The organism is Arthrobacter celericrescens (assembly GCF_003614925.1).
In the GTDB taxonomy this organism is placed as follows: domain Bacteria; phylum Actinomycetota; class Actinomycetes; order Actinomycetales; family Micrococcaceae; genus Arthrobacter; species Arthrobacter celericrescens.
In genome coordinates this window covers 54084-75917 of sequence record NZ_QYLP01000010.1, presented here as the reverse complement: position 1 = coordinate 75917, position 21834 = coordinate 54084, and the positions used below count along the sequence as shown (strand labels likewise).

Annotated in this window: 18 protein-coding genes and 1 riboswitch; of the genes, 12 read left to right on the top strand and 6 right to left on the bottom strand. The window is 68.0% G+C overall.

The genetic code is table 11. The features are described 5' to 3' along the window. Nucleotides 1-78 precede the first annotated feature (78 nt). Together D3654_RS00860 and D3654_RS00855 are read right to left on the bottom strand one after the other, a co-directional pair. Entirely contained in the window at nucleotides 79-891 is an 813-nt protein-coding gene (locus D3654_RS00860) for a spermidine synthase (RefSeq protein ID WP_120519648.1), read from the bottom strand. Next, a complete protein-coding gene (locus D3654_RS00855; RefSeq protein WP_120519647.1) occupies nucleotides 888-2096 on the bottom strand; it encodes an aminotransferase class I/II-fold pyridoxal phosphate-dependent enzyme in 1209 nt (402 codons plus the stop codon). Before D3654_RS00855 ends, D3654_RS00860 begins: the two co-directional genes overlap by 4 nt. A gap of 142 nt (nucleotides 2097-2238) precedes the next feature. Between D3654_RS00855 and coaD the strand changes: the two genes are divergently transcribed. The 8 genes from coaD (at nucleotide 2239) to ftsY (ending at nucleotide 10822) form a co-directional block, all read left to right on the top strand. After that, nucleotides 2239-2739 (top strand): pantetheine-phosphate adenylyltransferase, encoded by a 501-nt coding sequence (coaD, locus tag D3654_RS00850; RefSeq protein ID WP_120519646.1) that lies wholly within the window; start codon nucleotides 2239-2241, stop codon nucleotides 2737-2739. Nucleotides 2740-2870: 131 nt separating this feature from the next. Next, nucleotides 2871-3398: a YceD family protein gene (locus tag D3654_RS00845; RefSeq protein ID WP_120519645.1), complete on the top strand. Its 528-nt coding sequence runs from the start codon at nucleotides 2871-2873 to the stop codon at nucleotides 3396-3398. A 33-nt stretch (nucleotides 3399-3431) separates the two neighbouring features. Continuing rightward, complete coding sequence (rpmF, locus tag D3654_RS00840) at nucleotides 3432-3635, top strand: 50S ribosomal protein L32 (protein WP_070347563.1); 204 nt, start codon at nucleotides 3432-3434, stop codon at nucleotides 3633-3635. A 23-nt stretch (nucleotides 3636-3658) separates the two neighbouring features. Further along, nucleotides 3659-4378 carry a ribonuclease III gene (rnc, locus tag D3654_RS00835; protein ID WP_120519644.1) on the top strand — a complete coding sequence of 240 codons (720 nt, stop codon included), beginning with the start codon at nucleotides 3659-3661 and terminating at the stop codon, nucleotides 4376-4378. Between the two features lie 6 nt (nucleotides 4379-4384). Then, nucleotides 4385-5338 carry a bifunctional DNA-formamidopyrimidine glycosylase/DNA-(apurinic or apyrimidinic site) lyase gene (gene mutM, locus D3654_RS00830; protein ID WP_120519643.1) on the top strand — a complete coding sequence of 318 codons (954 nt, stop codon included), beginning with the start codon at nucleotides 4385-4387 and terminating at the stop codon, nucleotides 5336-5338. Nucleotides 5339-5400: 62 nt separating this feature from the next. Beyond that, complete coding sequence (locus tag D3654_RS00825; protein WP_162943581.1) at nucleotides 5401-5868, top strand: hypothetical protein; 468 nt, start codon at nucleotides 5401-5403, stop codon at nucleotides 5866-5868. A gap of 103 nt (nucleotides 5869-5971) precedes the next feature. Continuing rightward, nucleotides 5972-9565 carry a chromosome segregation protein SMC gene (gene smc, locus D3654_RS00820; protein WP_205571694.1) on the top strand — a complete coding sequence of 1198 codons (3594 nt, stop codon included), beginning with the start codon at nucleotides 5972-5974 and terminating at the stop codon, nucleotides 9563-9565. 45 nt (nucleotides 9566-9610) lie between these two features. After that, the gene (ftsY, locus tag D3654_RS00815) at nucleotides 9611-10822 is read left to right on the top strand and encodes a signal recognition particle-docking protein FtsY (RefSeq protein ID WP_120519641.1); all 1212 of its coding nucleotides are present in this window, start codon (nucleotides 9611-9613) and stop codon (nucleotides 10820-10822) included. 90 nt (nucleotides 10823-10912) lie between these two features. On the opposite strand, the gene D3654_RS00810 is transcribed toward ftsY, so the two are convergent. Then, complete coding sequence (locus D3654_RS00810; RefSeq protein WP_162943580.1) at nucleotides 10913-12583, bottom strand: hypothetical protein; 1671 nt, start codon at nucleotides 12581-12583, stop codon at nucleotides 10913-10915. A 94-nt stretch (nucleotides 12584-12677) separates the two neighbouring features. Next, nucleotides 12678-13910, bottom strand: a complete 1233-nt coding sequence (locus D3654_RS00805; RefSeq protein ID WP_120519639.1) for an MFS transporter — start codon at nucleotides 13908-13910, stop codon at nucleotides 12678-12680. A 275-nt stretch (nucleotides 13911-14185) separates the two neighbouring features. Here D3654_RS00805 and D3654_RS00800 point away from each other — a divergent pair, with 275 nt between their 5' ends. Further along, nucleotides 14186-15532 carry an ammonium transporter gene (locus D3654_RS00800; protein ID WP_120519638.1) on the top strand — a complete coding sequence of 449 codons (1347 nt, stop codon included), beginning with the start codon at nucleotides 14186-14188 and terminating at the stop codon, nucleotides 15530-15532. After that, a complete protein-coding gene (locus D3654_RS00795; protein WP_070347556.1) occupies nucleotides 15529-15867 on the top strand; it encodes a P-II family nitrogen regulator in 339 nt (112 codons plus the stop codon). The genes D3654_RS00800 and D3654_RS00795 overlap by 4 nt, the downstream gene beginning before the upstream one ends. A 122-nt stretch (nucleotides 15868-15989) precedes the next feature. Here D3654_RS00795 and D3654_RS00790 read toward each other — a convergent pair whose 3' ends face one another. After that, entirely contained in the window at nucleotides 15990-17390 is a 1401-nt protein-coding gene (locus D3654_RS00790; protein WP_120519637.1) for a glucose-6-phosphate dehydrogenase, read from the bottom strand. A 157-nt stretch (nucleotides 17391-17547) separates the two neighbouring features. Here D3654_RS00790 and ffh point away from each other — a divergent pair, with 157 nt between their 5' ends. Continuing rightward, a complete protein-coding gene (ffh, locus tag D3654_RS00785; protein ID WP_120519636.1) occupies nucleotides 17548-19122 on the top strand; it encodes a signal recognition particle protein in 1575 nt (524 codons plus the stop codon). 19 nt (nucleotides 19123-19141) lie between these two features. Further along, on the top strand, nucleotides 19142-19879 hold the full coding sequence (locus D3654_RS00780; protein ID WP_120519635.1) for an alpha/beta fold hydrolase: 738 nt from the start codon (nucleotides 19142-19144) through the stop codon (nucleotides 19877-19879). Nucleotides 19880-19885: 6 nt separating this feature from the next. Here D3654_RS00780 and thiC read toward each other — a convergent pair whose 3' ends face one another. Further along, complete coding sequence (gene thiC / locus D3654_RS00775) at nucleotides 19886-21697, bottom strand: phosphomethylpyrimidine synthase ThiC (protein ID WP_120519634.1); 1812 nt, start codon at nucleotides 21695-21697, stop codon at nucleotides 19886-19888. Further along, nucleotides 21693-21800: riboswitch (TPP riboswitch) on the bottom strand. It overlaps the preceding gene by 5 nt. Nucleotides 21801-21834: the final 34 nt, after the last annotated feature.

Sequence of the window (21834 nt, the reverse complement as noted above, 5' to 3'; positions counted from 1 at the left end):
GGCCGGCACCCCCCAAGCGGCCCACGGAACCCACGCCGCGGGCCGCTCACCACTGCCCTTGACACCCGAACCTACATATCAGTTGGGCCGGGCGGACAGCGGATCCAGCTCCACGCCCCGGAGCACGGAGGCCGGGTGCGGTCCGCGGGCCAGCAGCGCCTGGGTCCAGGCCTCCGGCCACGGCTGCTTGCTGCCCACCAGGATGATGTTCCCGGGGTAGCGCCCGGCGAACATGCCTGTCTCCGCGAAGGCCACCAGGTCAGCCAGGGCCCCTGACCCGACCGCTTCACGCATGGCCGCCACCTGGCTGCGCACCAGGGTCAGCGCCGCCTCGTCCCCGACATTGATCACCAGCAGGCCGTCCGGCCCCAGCCGCGCCGCGGCCTCCTCATAGAACTCCCGGCAGGCGATATGCTCCGGCGCCTCCGGGCCGGAGAAGATATCGAGGATGACGACGTCGAACAGCAGTTCCGGGGGGAGCGCGGCAAGTTCGCCGCGGGCGTCGCCGATCCGTGTCTCCAGCCGGGTGCCGTCCGGCATGGGCAGCTTCTGCAGGACGAAGTCCAGCAGTTCCCGTTCAAGTTCGACGGCGTACTGCAGCGATCCGGGGCGCGTCGCCTGGATGTAGCGGGCCACGGTGAGGGCACCGGCGCCCAGATGGAGTGCGGTCACCGCCGCGCCGGCGGGAGGGACCAAGTCCACCACGTTCGCGATCCGGCGCAGGTATTCGTAGAAGACCTCCTCAGGCCGGGCGAGGTTCACGTGCGACTGCTCGGCTCCGCCGATCGTCAGCACATAGGCGCCCGCCACCAGCCCGTCCTGTTCGATGCCTGCGTGCTGCCCGCTCGAGCGCAGGAAACGCCGGCCTTCGGGACCGTCGGCGGCACTCATGCTTGGAGCTTGTCGCGCAGGGTCGCCAGGCGCGAGGCCGCTTCCACCAGCACGCCCTCCTGCTTGCAGAAGGCGAAGCGCAGCAGGCTGCGGGTGCGTTCTGCCCCTTCCGGATGGCAGAAGACCGGCACCGGGATGGCGGCCACGCCCACCAGTCCGGGCAGCCTGCGGGCCAGGTCGACGGCGTCGCGGATTCCCAACGGGGACGTGTCCACGTTGATGAAATACGTTCCCTGCGGCAGGTAGACGCCAAGCCCCGCGGCCCGCAGGCCCTCGGCGAGGATGTCCCGCTTGCGCTGCAGTGTGGAAGCGATCTCCTGGTAGAAGGTGTCAGGCAGGCCCAGTCCCACGGCCACTGCGCCCTGGAAGGGTGTGCCTGAGCTGTAGCTCAGGAACTGCTTGACGGTACGGATAGCCGCCACGAGGTGTTCGGGGCCGCTGAGCCAGCCGATTTTCCAGCCCGTGAAGGAGAATGTTTTGCCGGCAGAGGAAATGGTGATGGTCCGCTCGGCGGCGCCCGGCAGCGTGGCCACCGGGATGTGCGGCACGCCGAAGGTGAGGTGCTCGTAGACCTCGTCGCTCACGATCAGGGCGTTGTGCTTTTCCGCCAGTTCGACGATCCGTTCCAGGACCGCGCGCGGGAACACGGCTCCGGTGGGGTTGTGCGGATTGTTCAGCATCACCACCCTGGTCCGGGGGGTGAACGCCGACTCCAGGCGCTCCATGTCCGGCATGAAATCCGGGGCCAGCAGGGGAGCGGTGACGTGCATGCCGCCGGCCAGGCCGATGATGGCCCCGTAGGAGTCGTAGAAGGGCTCGAAGGTGAGTACCTCGTCGCCTGGCTGGATGAAGGCCAGCAGGGACGCGGCAATGGCTTCGGTGGCACCGGTGGTCACCACCACCTCCGTCTGCGGGTCTGGCGTCAGCCCGTAGAAGCGTGCCTGGTGGGCACTGACCGCCTCGCGGAGCTCCAGGATGCCCTTGCCCGGGGCGTACTGGTTCGCCCCGGCGGTAATGGCCGCCTGGGCAGCAGCTTTCATCTCGGCTGGGCCGTCCTCGTCCGGGAAACCCTGGCCCAGGTTGATGGCGCCGGTGGACATGGCCAGGGTGGTCATTTCTTCAAAGATCGTCACACCCAGGGAGCCGTCGGCGGCCAGCAGGTTGGCGCCGGTGGCCGCCCGTTGCCACGGGGCCGCGTCCCGCATGGACGCGTCCTGGCTGGTACTGGTGTGACTGGTGGGGACGGGGCTCGTCACGCGGGTCCGCCTTCCTGGTGGGGCTGGAATCCGGCAGGGCCCGCCGGTGTGTGTCATGGTATCCCGCCGGGTGATGCGATAGCTTCGAGGCATGAGACGCGCAGTGTGCCCTGGCTCCTTTGATCCCATCCACAACGGACATCTTGAAGTGATTGCCCGGGCCGCCGGCCTGTTCGACGAAGTGATCGTGGCCGTCTCCACCAACTACGCCAAGAAGTACCGCTTCAGCCTCGAAGAGCGGATGGACATGGCCAGGGAAACCCTCGCGTCGCTGCGCGGCATCATCGTCGAGCCGATGGGTGAGGGCCTCCTGGCCGAGTACTGCCGGCAGCGGGGGGCCTCGGCCATCGTCAAGGGCCTGCGTTCCTCCTCGGATTTCGACTACGAACTGCCCATGGCCACCATGAACCGCCAGCTCACCGGCGTCGAGACCGTCTTCCTTCCGGCGGAGGCCCATTACATCCACCTGTCGTCCACGCTCATCAAGGAAGTGGCCCAGCTGGGCGGCGACGTGTCGGAGTTCGTGCCCAAGTCCGTGCTGAAACGGATCCTCTCGGGCGAGTCGGGCCCGGATCAGCGCCGGAACGGGTAAGCTGGATCGGTGCCTCGGGCCGCTGCCGGTGTGGCGGCCCCGGTTTGAGTCCGTTCGGACGTTCAGGCTAAGATGGTACGTCGGTCATATGTTCTACAGGAGTTCTCATTAAGCGAGATGCAAGTTCGCCCTTGATGCTGCTTGTCAAGGACCTCGGGCGCAGCCCGGGAACCATGCGGACACTCAATGAACATGTACCTGCACCAAGCGATCTTGGTGTGGCGCTCATTGGCGTTCAGGAAGGCTCGGACATCGAGCTCGACCTGAGGCTTGAGGCCGTACACGAAGGAATTCTGGTATCCGGAACCGCGTTCGCCGAAGTCAAGGGCGAATGCGGACGATGCCTGGATCCCCTTGCGTATGACCTTGAGGTCAATGTGCAAGAACTTTTCCTCTATGAAGGCGTTGAGCTTTCGGACGGGGAAGACGATGAAGAGCAACGTCGAGTCGAGCACGATCTGATCGATCTTGAGCCGGTGTTGCGGGACGCAGTCGTGACCACGCTGCCGTTCCAGCCGGTGTGCCGGGAAGACTGCCAGGGCCTTTGTTCCGAATGCGGAATACGCCTGGAAGACGAGCCGGGGCACCACCACGAGGTCCTGGATCCTCGCTGGGCTGCCCTAGCTGAACTGGCTAAGACTGACCGGCAAACTGATTAGTAAGTGTTCGTCTAAGAGAGAAATGAGATAGCCGTGGCTGTTCCCAAGCGGAAAATGTCTCGCGCAAACACCCGCGCCCGCCGTGCCCAGTGGAAGGCTTCTGCCCCCAACCTGGTGAAGACCATCGAGAACGGCCAGGTTGTCTACAGCCTGCCGCACCAGGCAAAGGTCGTTACCGACTCTGCTGGCACCGCGCTGTTCCTTGAGTACAAGGGCCGCAAGGTCGCTGACGCCTAAGTCCGCCAACAGGCTGATAAAGGATGTCTTCAACTGAAGAGCTTCTGAAGCGTCTCGGCGTCACCATTGACGCCGAGACGCTTCGTCTTGCTCTGACACATCGCTCGTACGCGTACGAGAACGGCGGGATCCCCACCAACGAACGCCTCGAATTCCTCGGCGATTCGATCCTGGGATACTCCGTCACCGACTTCCTCTTCCGTGAGAACCCCGACCTCCCGGAAGGCGAGCTGGCCAAGCGGCGCTCCGCCGTCGTCAGCACCCGTGCCCTCGCGGTGATCGGCCGCGAACTGGGCATCGGCGATTACATCTACCTTGGCCAGGGCGAGAAACTGACCAACGGGAAGAATAAATCCTCGATCCTGGCGGACACCATGGAGGCCCTCATCGGCGCCACCTACCTGTCCAACGACATCGAGACGGCCCGCCAGCTGGTCATGCGCCTGGTGGGACCCCTCCTGGCGGACGCCGCAGCGCTCGGCGCCGGCACCGACTGGAAGACCAGCATCCAGGAACTCGCCGCGAGCCGGCAGCTCGGCACCGTCTTCTACGCCGTGGAAGGCACCGGGCCGGACCACGCACGCGTCTTCACCGCAGAGCTGCAGATCAACGGCACCACCTACGGCAAGGGAACCGGCCACTCCAAAAAGGAAGCCGAGCAGGAAGCCGCTGCCGACGCCTGGCGGACCCTGAGCACCACCAAGGCGAACGCCGGCTCCGGCGACGCCCCCGACGCCGGCTGATTCCCCGTGCCTGAACTGCCCGAAGTCGAGGTGGTCCGCCGCGGTCTGGCCCGCTGGGTGCGCGGCCGCACCATCACCTCGGTGGACATCCTGGATCCCCGGTCCATCCGGCGCCACGCCCTGGGCCCGGAGGACTTCGCCGGAAACCTCGAACACGCCACCGTGCTGGACGTCGTCCGTCGCGGAAAGTTCCTCTGGATGCCGCTCGCCATGGAAGGAACGCCCGCGCACGAGCCGGGAACCGGCGTCGCGCTGATGGCGCACCTGGGCATGAGCGGCCAGCTCCTCATGCAGGACCCGCACGTCCCCGACGAAAAGCACCTCAAGGTCCGGCTCCGGCTCAGCGAAGCGGACGGCATGCCCGAACAGCTGCGCTTCGTGGACCAGCGGATCTTCGGCGGACTGTTCGTCACCTCGCTCGTTCCCACGGCCGACGGCGGCCCCGGCGGCCTGGCGGAGGCGCCCCTGCCCGAGATCGCGGGCGAAGCCGCGCACATCGCGAGGGACCCGCTTGACCCGCACTTCTCCTTCGAGGATTTCTACCGGAAGCTCAAGTCCCGCCGAACCGGCCTCAAACGAGCCCTCCTGGACCAGGGCATCATCTCGGGCATCGGCAACATCTACGCGGACGAAGCCCTGTGGCGGGCCCGGCTGCACTACGCCCGCGCCACCGACACCCTCCGCCGGGCCGATGCGCTGCGCGTGGTCGAGGCGGCGCGCGAGGTCATGAGCGACGCCCTGGCCGCCGGCGGCACCAGCTTCGACTCCCTGTACGTAAACGTCAACGGTGATTCGGGCTACTTCGCCCGCTCGCTGGACGCCTATGGCAGGACCGGGCAGCCGTGCCGGCGCTGCGCCGAAGCCGGGCTGGCGGGCGTGATCAAGCGAGAACAGTTCATGAACCGTTCCTCGCACACCTGCCCGGTGTGCCAGCCCCGGCCACGCAACGGCCGCTGGTAGCGGCCCGGCTTCGCGCCGGCTCCTCCGTTCCGGGGCACCGCCTCCGGTGGCAGACTGTGGGCATGAAAGCCTGGGCCATCCGGACGGTCATCGCCTTCGTCTTCAACGCCATCACCCTCTGGGTGGCCGCAATCCTGCCCGGCGTCCGGCTCGGCGACGGCTTCCTTTGGGTGGCCCTGCTCTTCACCGCGGCCAGCCTGCTGCTGCGCGGGGCGGCCTCCGCGGTCCTCCGGCGCCTTGACGCGCAAGAGCCTGGCGCGCAAGTGCCCGACGGCGGACTGCCGGGACGCTCGAAGGTAGCCCGGAAGGTGCTGTTCGGGGCCGCCGGACTCGCCCTAAGCTTCGGTGTCCTCTGGCTCACCACCCTGTTCGCCGGCGGCTTCGCCATCAGCGGGACGATCGGCTGGGTGCTCGCCACCGTGGTGGTCTGGCTCGCGTCGGTCATCTTCGACGCCGTTGACGACGGGCTCGAGAACAAGGCCCAGCAACTGCTCGGCGGCGCCGGCCCGGGCGGCCGCCCGCACACCTGACCCCGCCCCTAACGGCCCCCTGACCGGCGCAAATCCGGTGATTGTCGGCGTCGGGCAGTAGATTTGGAAGCACACGCTGCCACTGGAGGAGTTCCGAACCACCTTGCATTTGAAAAGTCTGACTGTCCGGGGATTCAAGTCGTTCGCGTCGGCCACGACGTTCGACTTCGAACCCGGCGTCACTGCAGTGGTTGGTCCCAACGGTTCCGGCAAGTCCAATGTGGTGGACGCCCTCGCCTGGGTGATGGGCGAGCAGGGAGCCAAGACCCTGCGCGGCGGCAAGATGGAGGACGTCATCTTCGCCGGCACGGCCGGGCGCCCGCCGCTCGGCCGCGCGCACGTCTCGCTCACCATCGACAACACCGACGGCGCGCTGCCCATCGAGTACAGCGAAGTCACCATTTCCCGCACCCTGTTCCGGGCCGGCGGCTCCGAATACGCCATCAACGGCTCGCCCTGCCGCCTCCTGGACATCCAGGAACTGCTCTCCGATTCCGGACTGGGCCGCGAAATGCACGTGATCGTCGGCCAAGGCCAGCTGGACCGGGTCCTGCACGCCACCCCGGAGGACCGCCGCGGCTTCATCGAAGAGGCCGCGGGCATCCTCAAGCATCGCCGCCGCAAGGAAAAGACCGTCCGGAAGCTCGAGGCCATGCAGTCCAACCTGCAGCGCCTCGGCGACCTCACCGCTGAAATCCGGCGGCAGCTGACCCCGCTGGGCAAGCAGGCCGAAGTGGCACGCCGTGCCCAGACCGTGCAGTTCGAAGTCCGCGATGCCAAGTCCCGCCTCCTGGCCGACGAACTCGTCCGGCTCACCGGAGCCCTGGAAGAGGACGTCGCCACCGAGGCCGCCCTCAAGAAACGCCGCGAAGTCGTGGAACTGGAACTCGGCGCCGGGCGGCAGCGCCAGGCCGAGGTCGAACGGCTCGCCGCCGAAGCCACCCCGCGGCTGAACGCTGCCCGGGATTCCTGGTATCAGCTCTCGGCCTCGCGCGAGCGGCTCCGCGCCCTCGGCGCCCTCGCCACCGAGCGGCGCCGCCTGCTCGGCAGCTCCGACTCCGCACCCGACTCCGGGCGCGACCCGGAGCAGCTCGAACGCCAGGCGGCCCGGGTCCGCGAGGAACAGGCCGCCCTGGAGCAGGACATCGTGGCGCGCAAAGCAGCCCTGGACCGCGCAGGTCAGTCGCGGCAGGAGGCCGAGGAACTGGCCACCGCCGAGGACAAGCGGCTGACTGCCGTGCTGCGTGCCGCGGCCGACCGCCGCGAAGGCATCGCCCGTCTCGTCGGGCAGCTCTCCGCGGCACGGTCCAAGGCAGAGGCGGCCGACGCCGAACGCGGCCGCTTGCGCGAATCGATGAGCGCGGGGGAGGAACGCCGCCGCCTCGCGCAGCAGGAATTCACCGCCCTTGAGTCGCAGGTGGCCGGGGTGGAGGACGGCGAGGAAAGCCTCGACGCCGAGTACGAGGAAGCCACCGCGCTCCTGGACGGCATCGTGGCCGAGATCGAGGCCCTGAAGACCGCCGAACGCGAACAACTCCGCGAACGGGACGCGCTGGCGGCCCGCCGCGATGCCCTCCAGCTCGGCCTGAACCGCAAGGACGGCTCCGGCCGTGTGCTCTCCTCCGGCGCCGAGGGCGTGCTCGGCGCGCTGTCCGAGCTGCTCGCGGTCGAACCCGGTTACGAGACCGCCGTCGCCGCAGCACTCGGCAGCCACTCGGACGCGGTGGTGGTATCGGGGGCCGATGCCGCGAAGGCCGCAGTGCAGCTCCTGAAGGACGACGACGGCGGCCGGGTGTCGCTGCTGCTCGCGGACGGCGGGGCAGCAGCACAGCCGGGCACCGGTCAGCTTCCCGCCTTGCCGGAAGGGGCACGCTGGGCCGCCGCGCTGGTCCGCGCCAACAACGGCAACGCGGACGCCACGGTGGCGGCGGCCCTCCTCGCGGGCACCGTCGTCGTCGAGGGACTGGATGCCGCGGCGGAGCTGATCGCGCAGCACCGCGGATTGACCGCGGTGACCCGCGCCGGCGACGTCTTCACCGCGCTGACCGTCAGCGGCGGGTCCGCCGACGCGCCGTCGCTGCTTGAGGTGCAGGCCGCCGTCGACGACGCCGAAAGCCGGCTCGCCGCCCTGACCACCGGACTCGAACGGGGCCGTTTCTCCCTGGCCGCCGCCGAAGCCCGCCGCGGCGAAGCGCAGGAACGTGCCGACGCCGCCCTGGATAAACTGCACGACTCCGACGCCCGGCTTGCCGCCGTCGCCGAACGGCTTGGCCACTTGAACTCGCAGCTGCGCAGCGCCGTCGCCGAAAGCGACCGCCTCGCGGACTCGCTGGCGAAGGCCGAACTGAATATCGCCGTCGCCGAAGAAGCACTGGAGGCAGCGGCCGAGCGGCTCGCCGCAGCCCAGGAAGCCCCCGGGGACGACGAACCGTCCACCGAACACCGGGACGCCCTCGCCGCGGCGGCCAGCAACGCCCGGGCCCATGAGATGGAGGTGCGCCTGGGGCTGCGCAGCGCCGAGGAACAGCTCAACGCCACCGCCAACCGGGCGGCGTCGCTGGAACGTGCCGCGGCCACCGAACGCCGTGCCCGCGAGGAAGCCGCCCGACGGGCCGAGCGCCGCAAGGCCCAAGCCGCCCGCGCCGCCGCCGTGGCACGCGCCGTGGAACAGGCGGTGCGCTTCGTCGACGTCTCCGTGGAACTGGCCGCCGACGCCCGGGACCACGCCGAAGCCGTCAAGGAGCAACGGGACAAGGACCTCGCCGGGCTGCGCAGCAGCAACGACGAGCTCGCCCGCGAACTGGCAGGCCTGACCGATTCCGTGCACCGCGACGAACTCGCCCGGGCCCAGCAGAGGCTGCGCATCGAAGCCCTCGAAGCCCGCTCCATCGAAGAGCTCGGACTCTCCCCGGAACAGCTCGTGGCGGACTACGGTCCGGACCAGCCCGTGCCGCTGCCGGCCGACGGCAAGGACAAATGGGCAGAGCTGCGCGCCGAAGTGGACGAGGACGGCAACCCGGTCCCCGCCGGGAAGCCCTTCGTCCGCGAAGAACAGGAGAAACGGCTGCGCAAGGCCGAACGCGACCTCGCCGCCCTGGGCAAGGTCAACCCCCTCGCCCTGGAGGAATTCGCCGCTCTCGAGGAACGCCACCAGTTCCTCAACACCCAGCTCGAAGACCTGAAAGCGAGCCGCAAGGACCTGCTGGACATCATCAAAGAAGTCGACAAACGGGTGCAGGAGGTGTTCTCCGAAGCCTTCGCCGACACGTCCAAGCAGTTCGACCATGTCTTCGCCCGCCTGTTTCCCGGCGGCGAAGGCCGGCTGGTGCTGACCGAGCCGGACGACATGCTCACCACCGGCATTGAGGTGGAGGCCCGGCCCGCAGGAAAGAAGATCAAACGGCTCTCCCTGCTTTCGGGCGGCGAACGCTCGCTGACCGCCGTCGCACTCCTTGTGGCGATCTTCAAGGCCCGGCCCTCGCCGTTCTACGTCATGGACGAGGTGGAAGCTGCCCTGGACGACACCAACCTGGGCCGGCTCATCACGATCTTCGAGGAGCTGCGCGAATCCAGCCAGCTGATCGTCATCACGCACCAGAAACGCACCATGGAAGTAGCGGACGCGTTGTACGGGGTGACCATGCGCGGCGACGGGGTGTCCACCGTCATCAGCCAGCGCATCGACGCCGAGGTGTGACGGGGAACCGGCAGCGAGGCCGCCCGGCTGTGAGAAGCTAGGGGTGTGAACGAACTCCTCCCCATTATTCTGTCCATAGCCGCTGCCCTGGTGGTCATCGGCGGGCTGGTCCCGGTGTTCCTGAAGGCGCGCAAGTCCGCCGCCAAGTACCCCGGAACCCGCGATGCCAACGATCCGGTAACCCCGGCCGGCGGCGGAACCCTGGTGGAAGAGCGCAGCGGTGCCGTCGACGAACGGAAGGCGCCGGCCGGCGTCGGCGATGCGCCCGAGGCCCCCGAAACGGACCTGCTCGAAGAACCGGCCGGGCTCGAAACCGTCCAGGTCGAAACGCCCGCCCCGGTGGAAGGCCGGCTCCAGCGGCTCCGCGCCCGCCTGGTCAAGTCCAACACCATCCTCGGCAAGGGCCTGCTCGCCCTGCTCGCCAGCGACAAGATCGATGAGAACGTCTGGGACGAGGTCGAGGAGACCCTGCTCCTGGCCGACCTCGGCACCGAACCCACCATGGAACTGGTGGATGCCCTTCGTGAGCGCGTCAAGGTGCTGGGCACCCGCAGCCCGGAGCACGTCAAGGCGCTGCTCCGTGAGGAACTCATCAAGCTCGTCGATCCCACCATGGACCGCAGCCTGAAGGTCGAACGCAAGAACGGCCACCCCGCCGTCATGATTGTGGTGGGCGTCAACGGCGTCGGCAAGACCACCACGGTGGGCAAACTCGCCCGCGTGCTGGTCGCCGAAGACAAGGACGTTATCCTCGGCGCGGCCGACACCTTCCGTGCCGCCGCCGCCGAGCAGCTTGCCACCTGGGGCCAGCGCGTCGGCGTCCCCACCGTGAAGTCCGACGTCGACGGCGCCGATCCTGCCTCCGTTGCCTTCGAGTCGGTGAAGGCCGGCATCGAACAGGAAGTCGACGTGGTCATGGTCGACACCGCAGGCCGACTGCAGAACAAGGTGGGCCTGATGGACGAGCTCGGCAAGGTCAAGCGCGTCATCGAAAAGCTCGCCGAAGTGGACGAGGTCCTGCTGGTCCTGGACGCAACCACGGGCCAGAACGGACTGAACCAAGCGAAGGTCTTCTCCGAGGTGGTCAACATCACCGGCATCGTCCTCACCAAGCTGGACGGCACCGCCAAGGGCGGCATCGTCGTCGCGATCCAGAAGGCACTCGGCGTGCCGGTCAAGCTGGTGGGCCTCGGCGAAGGCCCCGACGACCTCGCACCCTTCGAAGCCGATACCTTCGTGGACGCGCTGCTCAACTAACCGCACCGCCGGGGTCCGCAACCCGAAGCAGAAAGCCCGGCCCGCCGCAGGATCATCCTGCGGCAGGCCGGGCTTTTGCGTGCCTCAGGCTCAGTACGTGAAGTGCAGCACCGTAACGGTTCCGGAGGTCAGCGGGAACTTCTGCACACTGGACCCCGGGACGAAGTTCATGACCATGGGCCGCTGGCTGTTGGCCACCGGGAGGGCCTTCTTCCCGTCGATCACAGTGGCGCCCGTGGCGGTGTAGCCGGGGCCGGCCATCTGCGTCATGGTGCCGGACTTGGGCTTGCCGGGCAGGCTGAGCGTGACCGTGGCCTGGCCGTCCTTCTGCGGATCGTTCTTGTTGGCGATGTACACGCTGGTGCTGCCGTCCCCGCCCTTCACCGCATAGGCGTAGCTCAGCCCGCCGCCGGACTGCTCAAGCTTCAGGAACCTGCCGGTGCCCAGGTCCGAGACCATGGCCAGGCCGAAGTAGCTCGGGTTTTCCTGGATGGCGCCGTCGGGCTGCAGGTACTTGCCTCCCGAGCAGATGGGGGACAGGGGCGGTCCGCCGACGCAGGTTATCAGGGAGCTGTGGAAGCCGAGCCGCTTGATGCCCTGCTGGAGCCCGTTGAGGGCGAATTCGCTGTACCACAGGGCCGAGGCGTGGTTCTTGGTGGTCGGGTTGGTCCCCGGGCAAGCCGACGGGCCGGTCTCCGTGAGCCAGGTCGGGAGGCCGGCGGCCGTCGCGGGCTGCATCGCCCTGCGGTCGTAGTCCCGCACCCGCGGATGCATGTAGTCGCTCATCAGGTTCGCCATCGTGGGCTCGTCCCCGGGCTCGCTGCCGGCGCAGCTGGACAGCGGGTAGTAGTGGAAGGACACGATGCGCTGCTGCGGCAGGGGCGTCCTGGCGAAGGCCTTCCACCAGGCTTCCGAATACGTCCCCGGCCCGATGATGGGCACACCGGGCGCGGCCTTGTTGATCGCTTCGGCGTAGCTCGTGAGCTCGTTGAGGTAGTCCTCGATGCCCCAGCTCCCGGGGCGCAGGCCGTTGTTCGGGTAGCCGTTCGGTTCGTTGCCGACCGTGAGGCCCACCAGCCGCTTGCCGAAAATCCGGGCCGCGTGCTTGCTCATGTCCGCCGCCCGGGCCGGATCGTAGTGGCCAAGGTCGACCGTGAGGTTCACCGTGCCGTCGACCGCGTCGGCGAGGGTCTTGACGCGTTCGAGGTCCGCGGGCGTAACGGTGCGGGCAGGGTGCGCCTTGTCGCCCTGGCGGTCGCCCGGCATGGCTTCGCCTGAGGAGGTCCAGAAGAAACGCCTGTCCACGGCGTTGCCGCCGAACCGCAGCAGCGGTTTGCCGAGTCCCTTAAGGGTGGCCACGAGATCGGCGTTGGCGGAACTAAGGGCCGGATCGGCGAGGTCCGTGGCTTCGAGGGACAGGCCGACGGCCCCAGGGTCGATCGAGGTTCCCAGCTCGGCCGCCGAGACGTTGACCGCCATCGGGGCCACTGCACGCGTGGCCGAGGCCTGAGGGCCGGGCTGCTGGTAGTACTTGGTTCCGGGCTGTTTGGTGAACGCCGGTGCCGGGCTCGGCACTGCGACGGGTTCGCTGGGAGGAGCCGGCTGCTGGGCGTTCAGGACGAACGGCACAGCGATCGCCGCACCGGCCACCAGGGCGCCTGTGGCCACCAGGGCAACCGCCCTGCCCTTGCGTGCCTTGGCGCGTCGAGGTCGTCGGTCGGCAGGTTGCCCGCCGCTGGGCAAGTGGTCATGGGTGGCCACGGTGAAGTTACCTCCGGGAAGGGTGGGGATTGGTCCTTCAGCCAGCCTAGACGATGCGAAGCGGGCCCTTCCTCCGGGTCCGAAGCCGTACGCGCTACGCCTGCCGGTGCCCCGGCAGGGTTTCGCGCGCTGTCAGCCACCAGGCGGCGGACAGCAGCAGCAGGCTCCCGGTCGCGGCAAAGGCCCAGCCGTAGCCGAAGGCATCCGCAATGACGCCGGCCAGGACCGGGCCGACGATCGCGCCGGCGTCGGCGGCCATCTGGAAGGTGGCCAGCACCTTCCCGCCGGAGCGCCCCTGTCCAAGGATGTCGCCGACGGCGGCCTGCTGGGCCGGGTTGAGCACGCCGGAACCGAAGCCCGCCACTGCCGAAACGAGGAGGAACGCGGCCAGGTTGTCGGTCAGGCCGATGGACGCCGTCGCGAGCCCCGTAACCGCAAGGCCGGCGCAGATCAGCGGCCTGCGCCCGATCCGGTCGGCGAGGCGGCCCGAGAAGCTCAAGGCCGCGGCGTTGCCGCCGGCAAACACCGCGAGGGCCCAGCCGGCGCTGGCCGTGCCCGCTTCAAGGACCGCGACGGCGAACAGCGGCACCGTGGCCATGCGCACCCCGAAGACCGCCCAGCCGTTGCTGAAGCCAGAAACGAGCGACGCCCTGTAGGCGGGGTCGGCCAGGGCCTCGCGCATCGGCATTGCCGGGGCGGCGGCTGCGGCGTCAGGGCCGCTCGAGGGCCGGGCGCCGAGCTGGAACCGGACCAACAGTGCGGCCAGCACCAAGGCTGCGGCGTACGCGAGGAACGGCACCCTGAGCCCGAAGCCGGCCAGCAGGCCGCCGACTACTGGGCCGAGAACGCTGCCCAGCAGGAACGCCGAGGAGTAGGCCCCGGACACCCGGCCCCGGCTTTCGGGCGGCGCGAGCCGGATCAGCAGGCCCATGGCCGCCACGGTGAACATCACCGAACCGGCGCCGCCGAGCCCCCGGAAGACGAGCAGCTGCCAGTAGTCCTGGGCGAAGGCGCAGGCCGCCGTCGAGACCGCCACGATCAGGAGGCCGGACACGTACACCGTGCGTTCGCCCAGCTTGCCGATCAGGGTGCCGCCGGCGGGAGCGAAGGCCAGGCGCATCAAGGCGAAGATGCTCACAATGACCGCCGCGGCGGTGGCGCCGACATCGAAGGTGGTGGCGAATTGCGGCAGCACGGGAGCCACCAGGCCGAAGCCGAGCGCGATCAGGAACGCCGCCAGCAGCATGACCTTGATGTCGCGCGGCAGCGCCGGGCGCCGGAGCGGGGTGGGGGAGCCGGTGGCGGGTTCTCGGGTTGTTTCACGCATGCGGCGGCAGACCTCAAAGGTGGCAGGGTTTTCAGGGGTGCTTACAAGGTAACAAAGGCCGTCCGCCGATGATTCCGGAAGGCCCGGTGTGATCCACGAAACATCGTTGTAACGCGGGGGATATGCACCATTTACGTTTGGGAGGTTCTTGTAACAGGCGCGCAATCTAAATCCCGCGCGGGCGAAACACTGCGAACCGAGACTTTTGTGTAGAACGCAAAACGGCGTTGGTACAGGCGGCACGTGCCGCACACAAAGCAGAGAGGACGCAGACCATGGAATTTACCGCCGGTCTCGTTTGGCTCCTGGTCGCAGCGGCACTCGTGCTGTTCATGACCCCGGGCCTGGCATTCTTCTACGGCGGCATGACCCGTGCCAAAGCCGCCCTGAACATGATGATGATGAGCTTCATCGCCATCGGCACAGTGGCCATTGTCTGGGTTCTGTGGGGCGCCTCGATGGCCACCAGCAACGAGGACAACTTCTTCCAGCTCTTCGCGAACCCCTTCAGCCACTTCGGTCTGCACAACTTCACCGAACCGGCCGATCTGCTGAAGACCGGTTACGCCGCCACCTTCGCCATCATCACCGTGGCCCTGATCTCCGGTGCAATCGCCGACCGTGCCAAGTTCTCCGCGTGGACCCTCTTCACGCCGATCTGGGCCACCCTGGTCTACGCGCCCATGGCCTTCATGGTCTGGGGCGGCGGCCTGTTCTCCGCTGACGGCTGGTTCGGCCAGACGTTCGCCCCGGTGATCGACTTCGCCGGTGGCACCGTGGTGCACATCAACGCCGGTGTGGCCGGCCTGATCCTCGTCCTGATCATCGGCAACCGCAAGGGCTTCGGCAAGGACCCGAACCACCGCCCGCACAACGTTCCGCTGATCATGCTCGGCGCCGCCATCCTGTGGTTCGGCTGGTTCGGCTTCAACGCCGGTGCCGCTGCGACCGTTGAACAAGGCGGCCTGATCTGGATCAACACCCTCGTCGCCCCCGCCGCCGCCATGCTCGGCTGGCTCGTGGTGGAGCGCATCCGCGACGGACACCCGACCTCGCTCGGCGCAGCCTCCGGTGTGGTTGCCGGCCTCGTGGCCATCACCCCGGCCTGTGCGAACGTTTCCCCGCTGGGTGCCATCGCCCTCGGCGTGGTTGCCGGTGTGGCCTCCGCGCTCGCCGTCGGCCTGAAGTTCAAGCTCGGCTACGATGACTCGCTCGACGTCGTGGGCGTCCACCTGGTCTCCGGCCTCGTTGGTACCGTGGCCATCGGCTTCCTCGCCACCCCCACCCAGGGCGCGGCCGGCCTCTTCTACGGCGGCGGCACCACCCAGCTTGTGGCACAGGTCCTGGCGGCCCTGATGTCGATCGCCTTCACCGCGGTCATGACCTTCGTCATCGCCTACCCGATCCACAAGATCATGGGCTTCCGTATCTCCGAGCACCAGGAAATCGCCGGCGCAGACGTTAGCCTGCACGCCGAAACCGCCTACGAGTTCGGTGTCACCGGACACGGCGGCAGCTTCCAGCCGCTGCACGACCTGATCACCGGCAAGAAGACGGCTCCCGCCGTTGCCGAAGAAGAGACCGAAGCCACCACTGCAAGCAAGGAGAGTGTCCAGGCATGAAGCTCATCACCGCGATTGTCCGTCCGGAGAAGCTTGAGGCTGTCCGCGAAGGCCTTGAGGCCTACGGCGTCCAGGGACTGACGGTCAGCGCGGCCAGCGGATACGGCCGCCAGCGCGGCTACACCGAGGTGTACCGGGGAGCCGAGTACAACGTGGATCTTCTTCCGAAGATCCGCATCGAAGTACTGGCCACGGACGAGCAGGCGGACGACATCCTCGATGTCCTGATCGCTTCGTCCAACACCGGGCGCGCCGGTGACGGCAAGGTCTGGACCGTGGACGTCCACGAGGCAGTCCGCGTCCGCACCGGAGAACGCGGCGCAGCCGCTATCTGATTGACCAGCGCAGCCGCCAGCTGAGCGATCAGCGGGCCATCCGCCGGAGGCAAAGGACGGGCCGGGTACCAGAAGGTACCCGGCCCGTCCGTTTGCGTCCCCAGATGCCGTGTCCGGCTGTGTCAGCCGCCGACGGCGGTGGGCCAGTCCGCGGGGCCGGTGCTGCCGGCGTCGTACTTCTCCAGCGGGACCGAATCCCCGGCCCAGGCGGCAAGGACCGGCTCCACGATCCGCCAGCACTGCTCCGCAGTGTCGCCGCGCACCGAGAGCAGGGGATCGCCGTTGATCACGCCCTCAAGCACTTCGCCGTACGGGAGCAGTTCGGAGGCGTTGAGCTCGGCCAGGAGCGTGGCCCGGTCGAGGCTGAAGATGTCGCCGGGGCCGTTGACGTCGACGTCGAGCTTCAGCGTGTCCGGGCCGAACCCGATCCGCAGCTGGTTGGGCGCGTCCACGCCCTGGAAACCGTCCGGAAGGTGCGGCACCGGCCGGAAAGTGACCACCGCTTCCTTGCGCTTGACGCCAAGGGCCTTGCCGGAGCGCAGGATGAACGGAACGCCCTTCCACCGCCAGGTGTCGATGCCCACCTGCACCTCGGCAAGGGTTTCGGTGTTGCGGGACGCGTCCACGCCTGCCTCCGCCGTGTAGTCGGGGATGTCGCGTCCGCCGATGCTGCCGGCACTGTAGCGGGCCCGGCGGGTCGACTTCTTGTACGGGGCGGTGACGCTGCTGGCACGCAGGACCGTGGAGATCGCATCTCGCAGGTCGCGCTCGCCGATGGTGGCCGGGGCGTCGATGGCCAGCAAGGCCATGATGTGCAGCAGGTGGCTCTGGATCATGTCGCGGAGCGCACCGACGCCGTCGTAGTAGCGGGCACGGCCCTCCAGGGCCAGGTCCTCGTCGAAGATGATCTCCACTTTTTCGATGTGCTCGCGGTTCCATACCGGTTCCAGGAAGCGGTTGGCGAAACGCAGGCCCAGGATGTTCAGCACCGTGGCCTTGCCCAGGAAATGGTCCACGCGGTGGATATGGTCTTCCGGCACCAGCCCCGCCAGCGTCCGGTTCAGGGCTTCCGCCGACACGGTACCTGAGCCGAAGGGCTTTTCCAGGACCAGCCGGGTGCCCGGCGGAAGCTGCTTCGCGTCCAGAACTTCGCAGGCCTTCTGGCTGACGTGCGGTGGAAGGGCGAAGTACACGGCTACAGGCGCCTCCAGCCGGCCGATCAGTCCGGCCAGGCTGCCGTCCGCGGTGACATCAATGCCATGGTAGGCGGTGTCCTTTTCCGCGGCGGCGAGGGCGGCCTTTCCCTCGGTACCGGCGGACATGGCGGCCCCGGCGAAGGCGTCATGGACGCGTTTGGCCCACTGTGCCGGCGTCCACTCATCGGAACCGGCGCCCACGAGCTTCAGCCCCGAAGCGCGTCCCGAGGCGAGCAGACGGGCCAGTCCCGGCAGCAGCAGCCGGCCGGTGAGGTCCCCCGATGCGCCAAGGATGAGCAGTGTTTTCACAGTGTTTTCGCTGGTCACTGTGCCAGCATGCCATCTTGGAGGTGCAACTTGGTACCCTAGATAGTCGGGTCCCGCAGCCACCTCGAATCAGTGTTGTCCGGGACAAAGATCGGCAATGATGCAGGCGTGCCGCTTTGGGCGCCATCCGTAGACCATTGAAAGAAGTGCACGGCGCGTGTTCAATTCACTCTCTGACCGGTTGACAGCAACCTTCAAGAATCTCCGTGGCAAGGGCCGCCTCTCCGAGGCCGACGTCGATGCCACAGTCCGGGAGATCCGCCGCGCCCTGCTGGACGCGGACGTTGCCGTTCCCGTGGTCCGTGAATTCGCCGGACGCATCCGCGAACGCGCCCTCGGCGCCGAGGTCTCGGCCGCGCTGAACCCGAGCCAGCAGATCGTCAAGATCGTCAACGAGGAACTCGTGGAGATCCTCGGCGGCGAGACCCGCCGGATCCGGCTGGCCAAGACCGGCCCCACCATCATCATGCTCGCCGGCCTCCAGGGTGCTGGTAAGACCACCCTCGCCGGCAAGCTCGCCAAGTGGATGAAGTCCCAGGGCCACAGCCCCGTCCTTGTGGCCGCCGACCTGCAGCGCCCCAACGCCGTGACCCAGCTGCAGGTGGTGGGCGGCCGCGCCGGCGTGCCGGTGTTTGCCCCGCACCCCGGCACCACCTCCGACCTGGAGACCCCCACCGGTGACCCGATCGCCGTCGCGAAGGCCGGCGTCGAGGAGGCCCGGCAGAAGCTGCACGACGTCGTGATCGTGGACACCGCCGGCCGTCTCGGCGTCGACGCCGAAATGATGGACCAGGCGCGCCGCATCCGCCAGGCGATCATCCCCAACGAAGTCCTCTTCGTCATCGACTCGATGATCGGCCAGGACGCGGTCAACACTGCGCACGCCTTCGACGAGGGCGTCAACTTCACCGGCATCGTGCTGTCCAAGCTCGACGGTGACGCCCGCGGCGGTGCTGCCCTGTCCGTCTCGTCCGTTACCGGCAAGCCCGTCATGTTCGCCTCGACCGGCGAAAACCTGGACGACTTCGAGCTGTTCCACCCGGACCGCATGGCCTCGCGCATCCTCGACATGGGCGACGTCCTCTCGCTGATCGAGCAGGCGGAGAAGAACTGGGACAAGGACGAAGCTGCCCGGATGGCGAAGAAGTTCGCCGACCAGGAAGACTTCACCCTGGACGACTTCCTGGCCCAGATGCAGCAGATCCGCAAGATGGGCTCCATGAAGAAGATGCTCATGATGATGCCGGGTGCGCAGAACATCCGCCAGCAGCTTGAGCAGTTCGACGAACGCGAGATCGACCGGGTCGAGGCCATCGTCCGCTCCATGACCCCGCACGAGCGTGTGGCCCCGAAGATCATCAACGGCTCCCGCCGCGCCCGCATCGCCCGCGGTTCCGGCGTGCATGTCTCCGAGGTCAACGGCCTGCTGGAGCGTTTCGCCCAGGCGCAGAAGATGATGAAGAAGCTGGCCCAGGGCGGCGGAATGCCGGGCATGCCCGGAATGCCTGGCATGGGCGGCGGCGGAGCACGCAAGGGCGCCAAGAACGCACCGAAGAAGAAGGCCCGTTCCGGCAACCCGGCGAAGGCAGCACAGGAACTGCGCGACGCCGAGGCCAAGCGCAAGGCTGGTGCTTCCGCTCCCAGCGGTGCCGCGTTCGGTCAGGGCGCCGCGGACTTCGATCCTTCGCAGCTGAACCTGCCCAAGGGCTTCGACAAGTTCCTCGGCAAGTAGGGCCCCTGCCCAACCGGCAATGGAAAAGCAACGTGTTGTCTTCGTCCACGGCGGCGGTTCCTTCGGGGCCGCTGCCTGGCCGAGGCAACACGGCATGGCGCTGAAATACGACGCCCTCTTCCTGCGGCGCCACGGCTTCGATCCCGTCGTGGAGCCCGTGGAACCATCCGTCGCCGCGGATGTCGCGATCATCCTTGCTGCCCTGGAAAGCGACGGAAACCCCGGCGGACACCTGGTGGCGCATTCGCAGGGCGCCATCCCGGCGATGCTTGTCGCCGTCGACCATCCGGAATTGGTGCGCTCCCTCGTGCTGGTGGAACCGGCCTGCCTGTCCCTGACCGCGGAACTTCCCGCCACCATGGCGTACCGGGCCCTCATGGAACCCTTGTTTGAAGCCCGGCACCGGCTGGGCGATGAGGAATACCTGCAGGAGTTCCGGCGCCGCACTGCCTCCGCCGCTGCCGGGCCGGTGTCGAACGAGGACCCGCACCGGGTGGCCAGGCGGCTGAGGCTGCAGGCTCCGCCGTGGGATGCGCCGCTGCACATTGTTCCGGGCGTTCCAACCCTGGTCCTCACGGGCGGCTGGGAGCCCCTGTACGAGGAGATCGCCGGCTACCTGCGCGAAACCGGTGCCCTCCACCGCGTCGCGGCAGGAGGACACCGGCCCCATGATTCGCCCGAAGGCGACCGGATCATCCGCTCCTTCATTGCCGAAGCCGGCCGGGTGCCGCAGCCAGGCTACGGGCACCCGGCCTAGGCCGGCTCAGTTGGTGCGACCCGCGCCTTCCGGAAGCTTCAGTTCGGGCAGGTAGACCTTCCCGCCGGCCGCGAGGAATTCCTCGCTCTTTTCACGCATGCCGGCGTACATTTCCGCGATGGCCGCCTGCGAATCGGCCGAGCCGTACTCGTTGCGGATGTCCTGGCTGATGCGCATGGAGCAGAACTTCGGCCCGCACATCGAGCAGAAGTGCGCGGTCTTGGCCGGTTCCGCGGGGAGCGTTTCGTCGTGGAACGACTCGGCCGTGACCGGGTCCAGCGACAGCGCGAACTGGTCCCGCCAGCGGAACTCGAAACGTGCCTTGGACAGGGCGTCGTCACGTTCGTTGGCGCCGGGGTGCCCCTTGGCGAGGTCGGCGGCGTGGGCGGCGATCTTGTAGGTGATCACGCCGGTCTTCACGTCGTCCTTGTTCGGCAGGCCCAGGTGCTCCTTCGGGGTGACGTAGCAGAGCATCGCCGTGCCGTAGCGGGCGATTTCCGTGGCGCCGATGGCCGAGGTGATGTGGTCGTAGCCGGGCGCGACGTCGGTGACCAGCGGGCCGAGGGTGTAGAACGGTGCGCCCTTGCAGAGTTCCTGCTGCCGTTCGACGTTCTCGCGGACCATGTGGAACGGAATGTGGCCGGGCCCCTCGACCATCACCTGCACGTCGTACTCCCAGGCGCGCTGCGTCAGCTCGGCCAGTGTATCCAGTTCGGCGAACTGGGCGGCGTCGTTGGCGTCCGCCGTCGCACCCGGGCGCAGGCCGTCGCCGAGCGAGAACGCGACGTCGTACTTGGCGAAGATCTCGCACAGCTCGTCGAAGTGGGTGTAGAGGAAGTTTTCCTCGTGGTGTGCCAGGCACCAGCCGGCCATGATGGAGCCGCCGCGGGACACGATGCCCGTGACGCGGTTGGCGGTCAGCGGCACGTAGCGCAGCAGCACGCCGGCGTGGATGGTCATGTAGTCCACGCCCTGCTCGCACTGTTCGATCACGGTGTCGCGGAAGATCTCCCACGTCAGGGCGTTGGCTTCGCCGTTGACCTTTTCCAGCGCCTGGTAGATCGGCACGGTGCCGATCGGGACGGGGGAGTTACGGATGATCCACTCGCGGGTGGTGTGGATGTCGTCGCCAGTGGAGAGGTCCATGACCGTGTCCGCACCCCACTGGGTGGCCCACTGCAGCTTGTCGACCTCTTCGGCGATCGAGCTGGTCACGGCCGAGTTGCCGATGTTGGCGTTGATCTTCACCAGGAAGGCCTTGCCGATGATCATCGGCTCGGACTCGGGGTGGTTGATGTTGTTGGGGATGATGGCCCGTCCGGCAGCCACTTCGCTGCGGACCAGTTCCACATCGCAGTTCTCGCGCAGCGCCACGAAGCGCATTTCCGGGGTGATGATGCCCTGCTTGGCGTAGTGCATCTGGGTCACCGTCTTGCCTTCGACGGCGCGGCGCGGCACCGGCTGCGCTCCCTTCCACTCAGCGGAGGCCGCACCGCGGCGCAGGGCCGACTTGCCGTCGTCGAGCAGGTTCCGCTCGCGGCCGCTGTAGGTCTCGGTGTCGCCGCGCTCTTCGATCCAGGCCGCACGGAACGGCTCCAGGCCCACCACCGGATCGCTGCCCGGCCCGGCGGTCCGGTAGACCTGCAGGGGCGCGTTCGCTTCGCCGTTGGGGGAGGGCTCCAGCGCAATTTCCGTGACCGGCACGCGGATGCCGGAACCGGCGTCCTCGATGTAGGCCAGGGAGTGCGACTTCAGCGACTGCGTCACCTCGGCGGAGCCGTTCTGGGCAGGGCTGTGCTGTGCATTTGAGGTACTCAAAGGATTACTCACTTCCTTCGCCGGCATTACCCGGACAGGTTCAACGGTCGCAGGCTGCGCCAGCCTGATCTCAGCCCATGCATGGGCCCCCGTGTGGTCGTAGACGAAGCTACCACAGCCCGCGGCCGGCGCCCCAG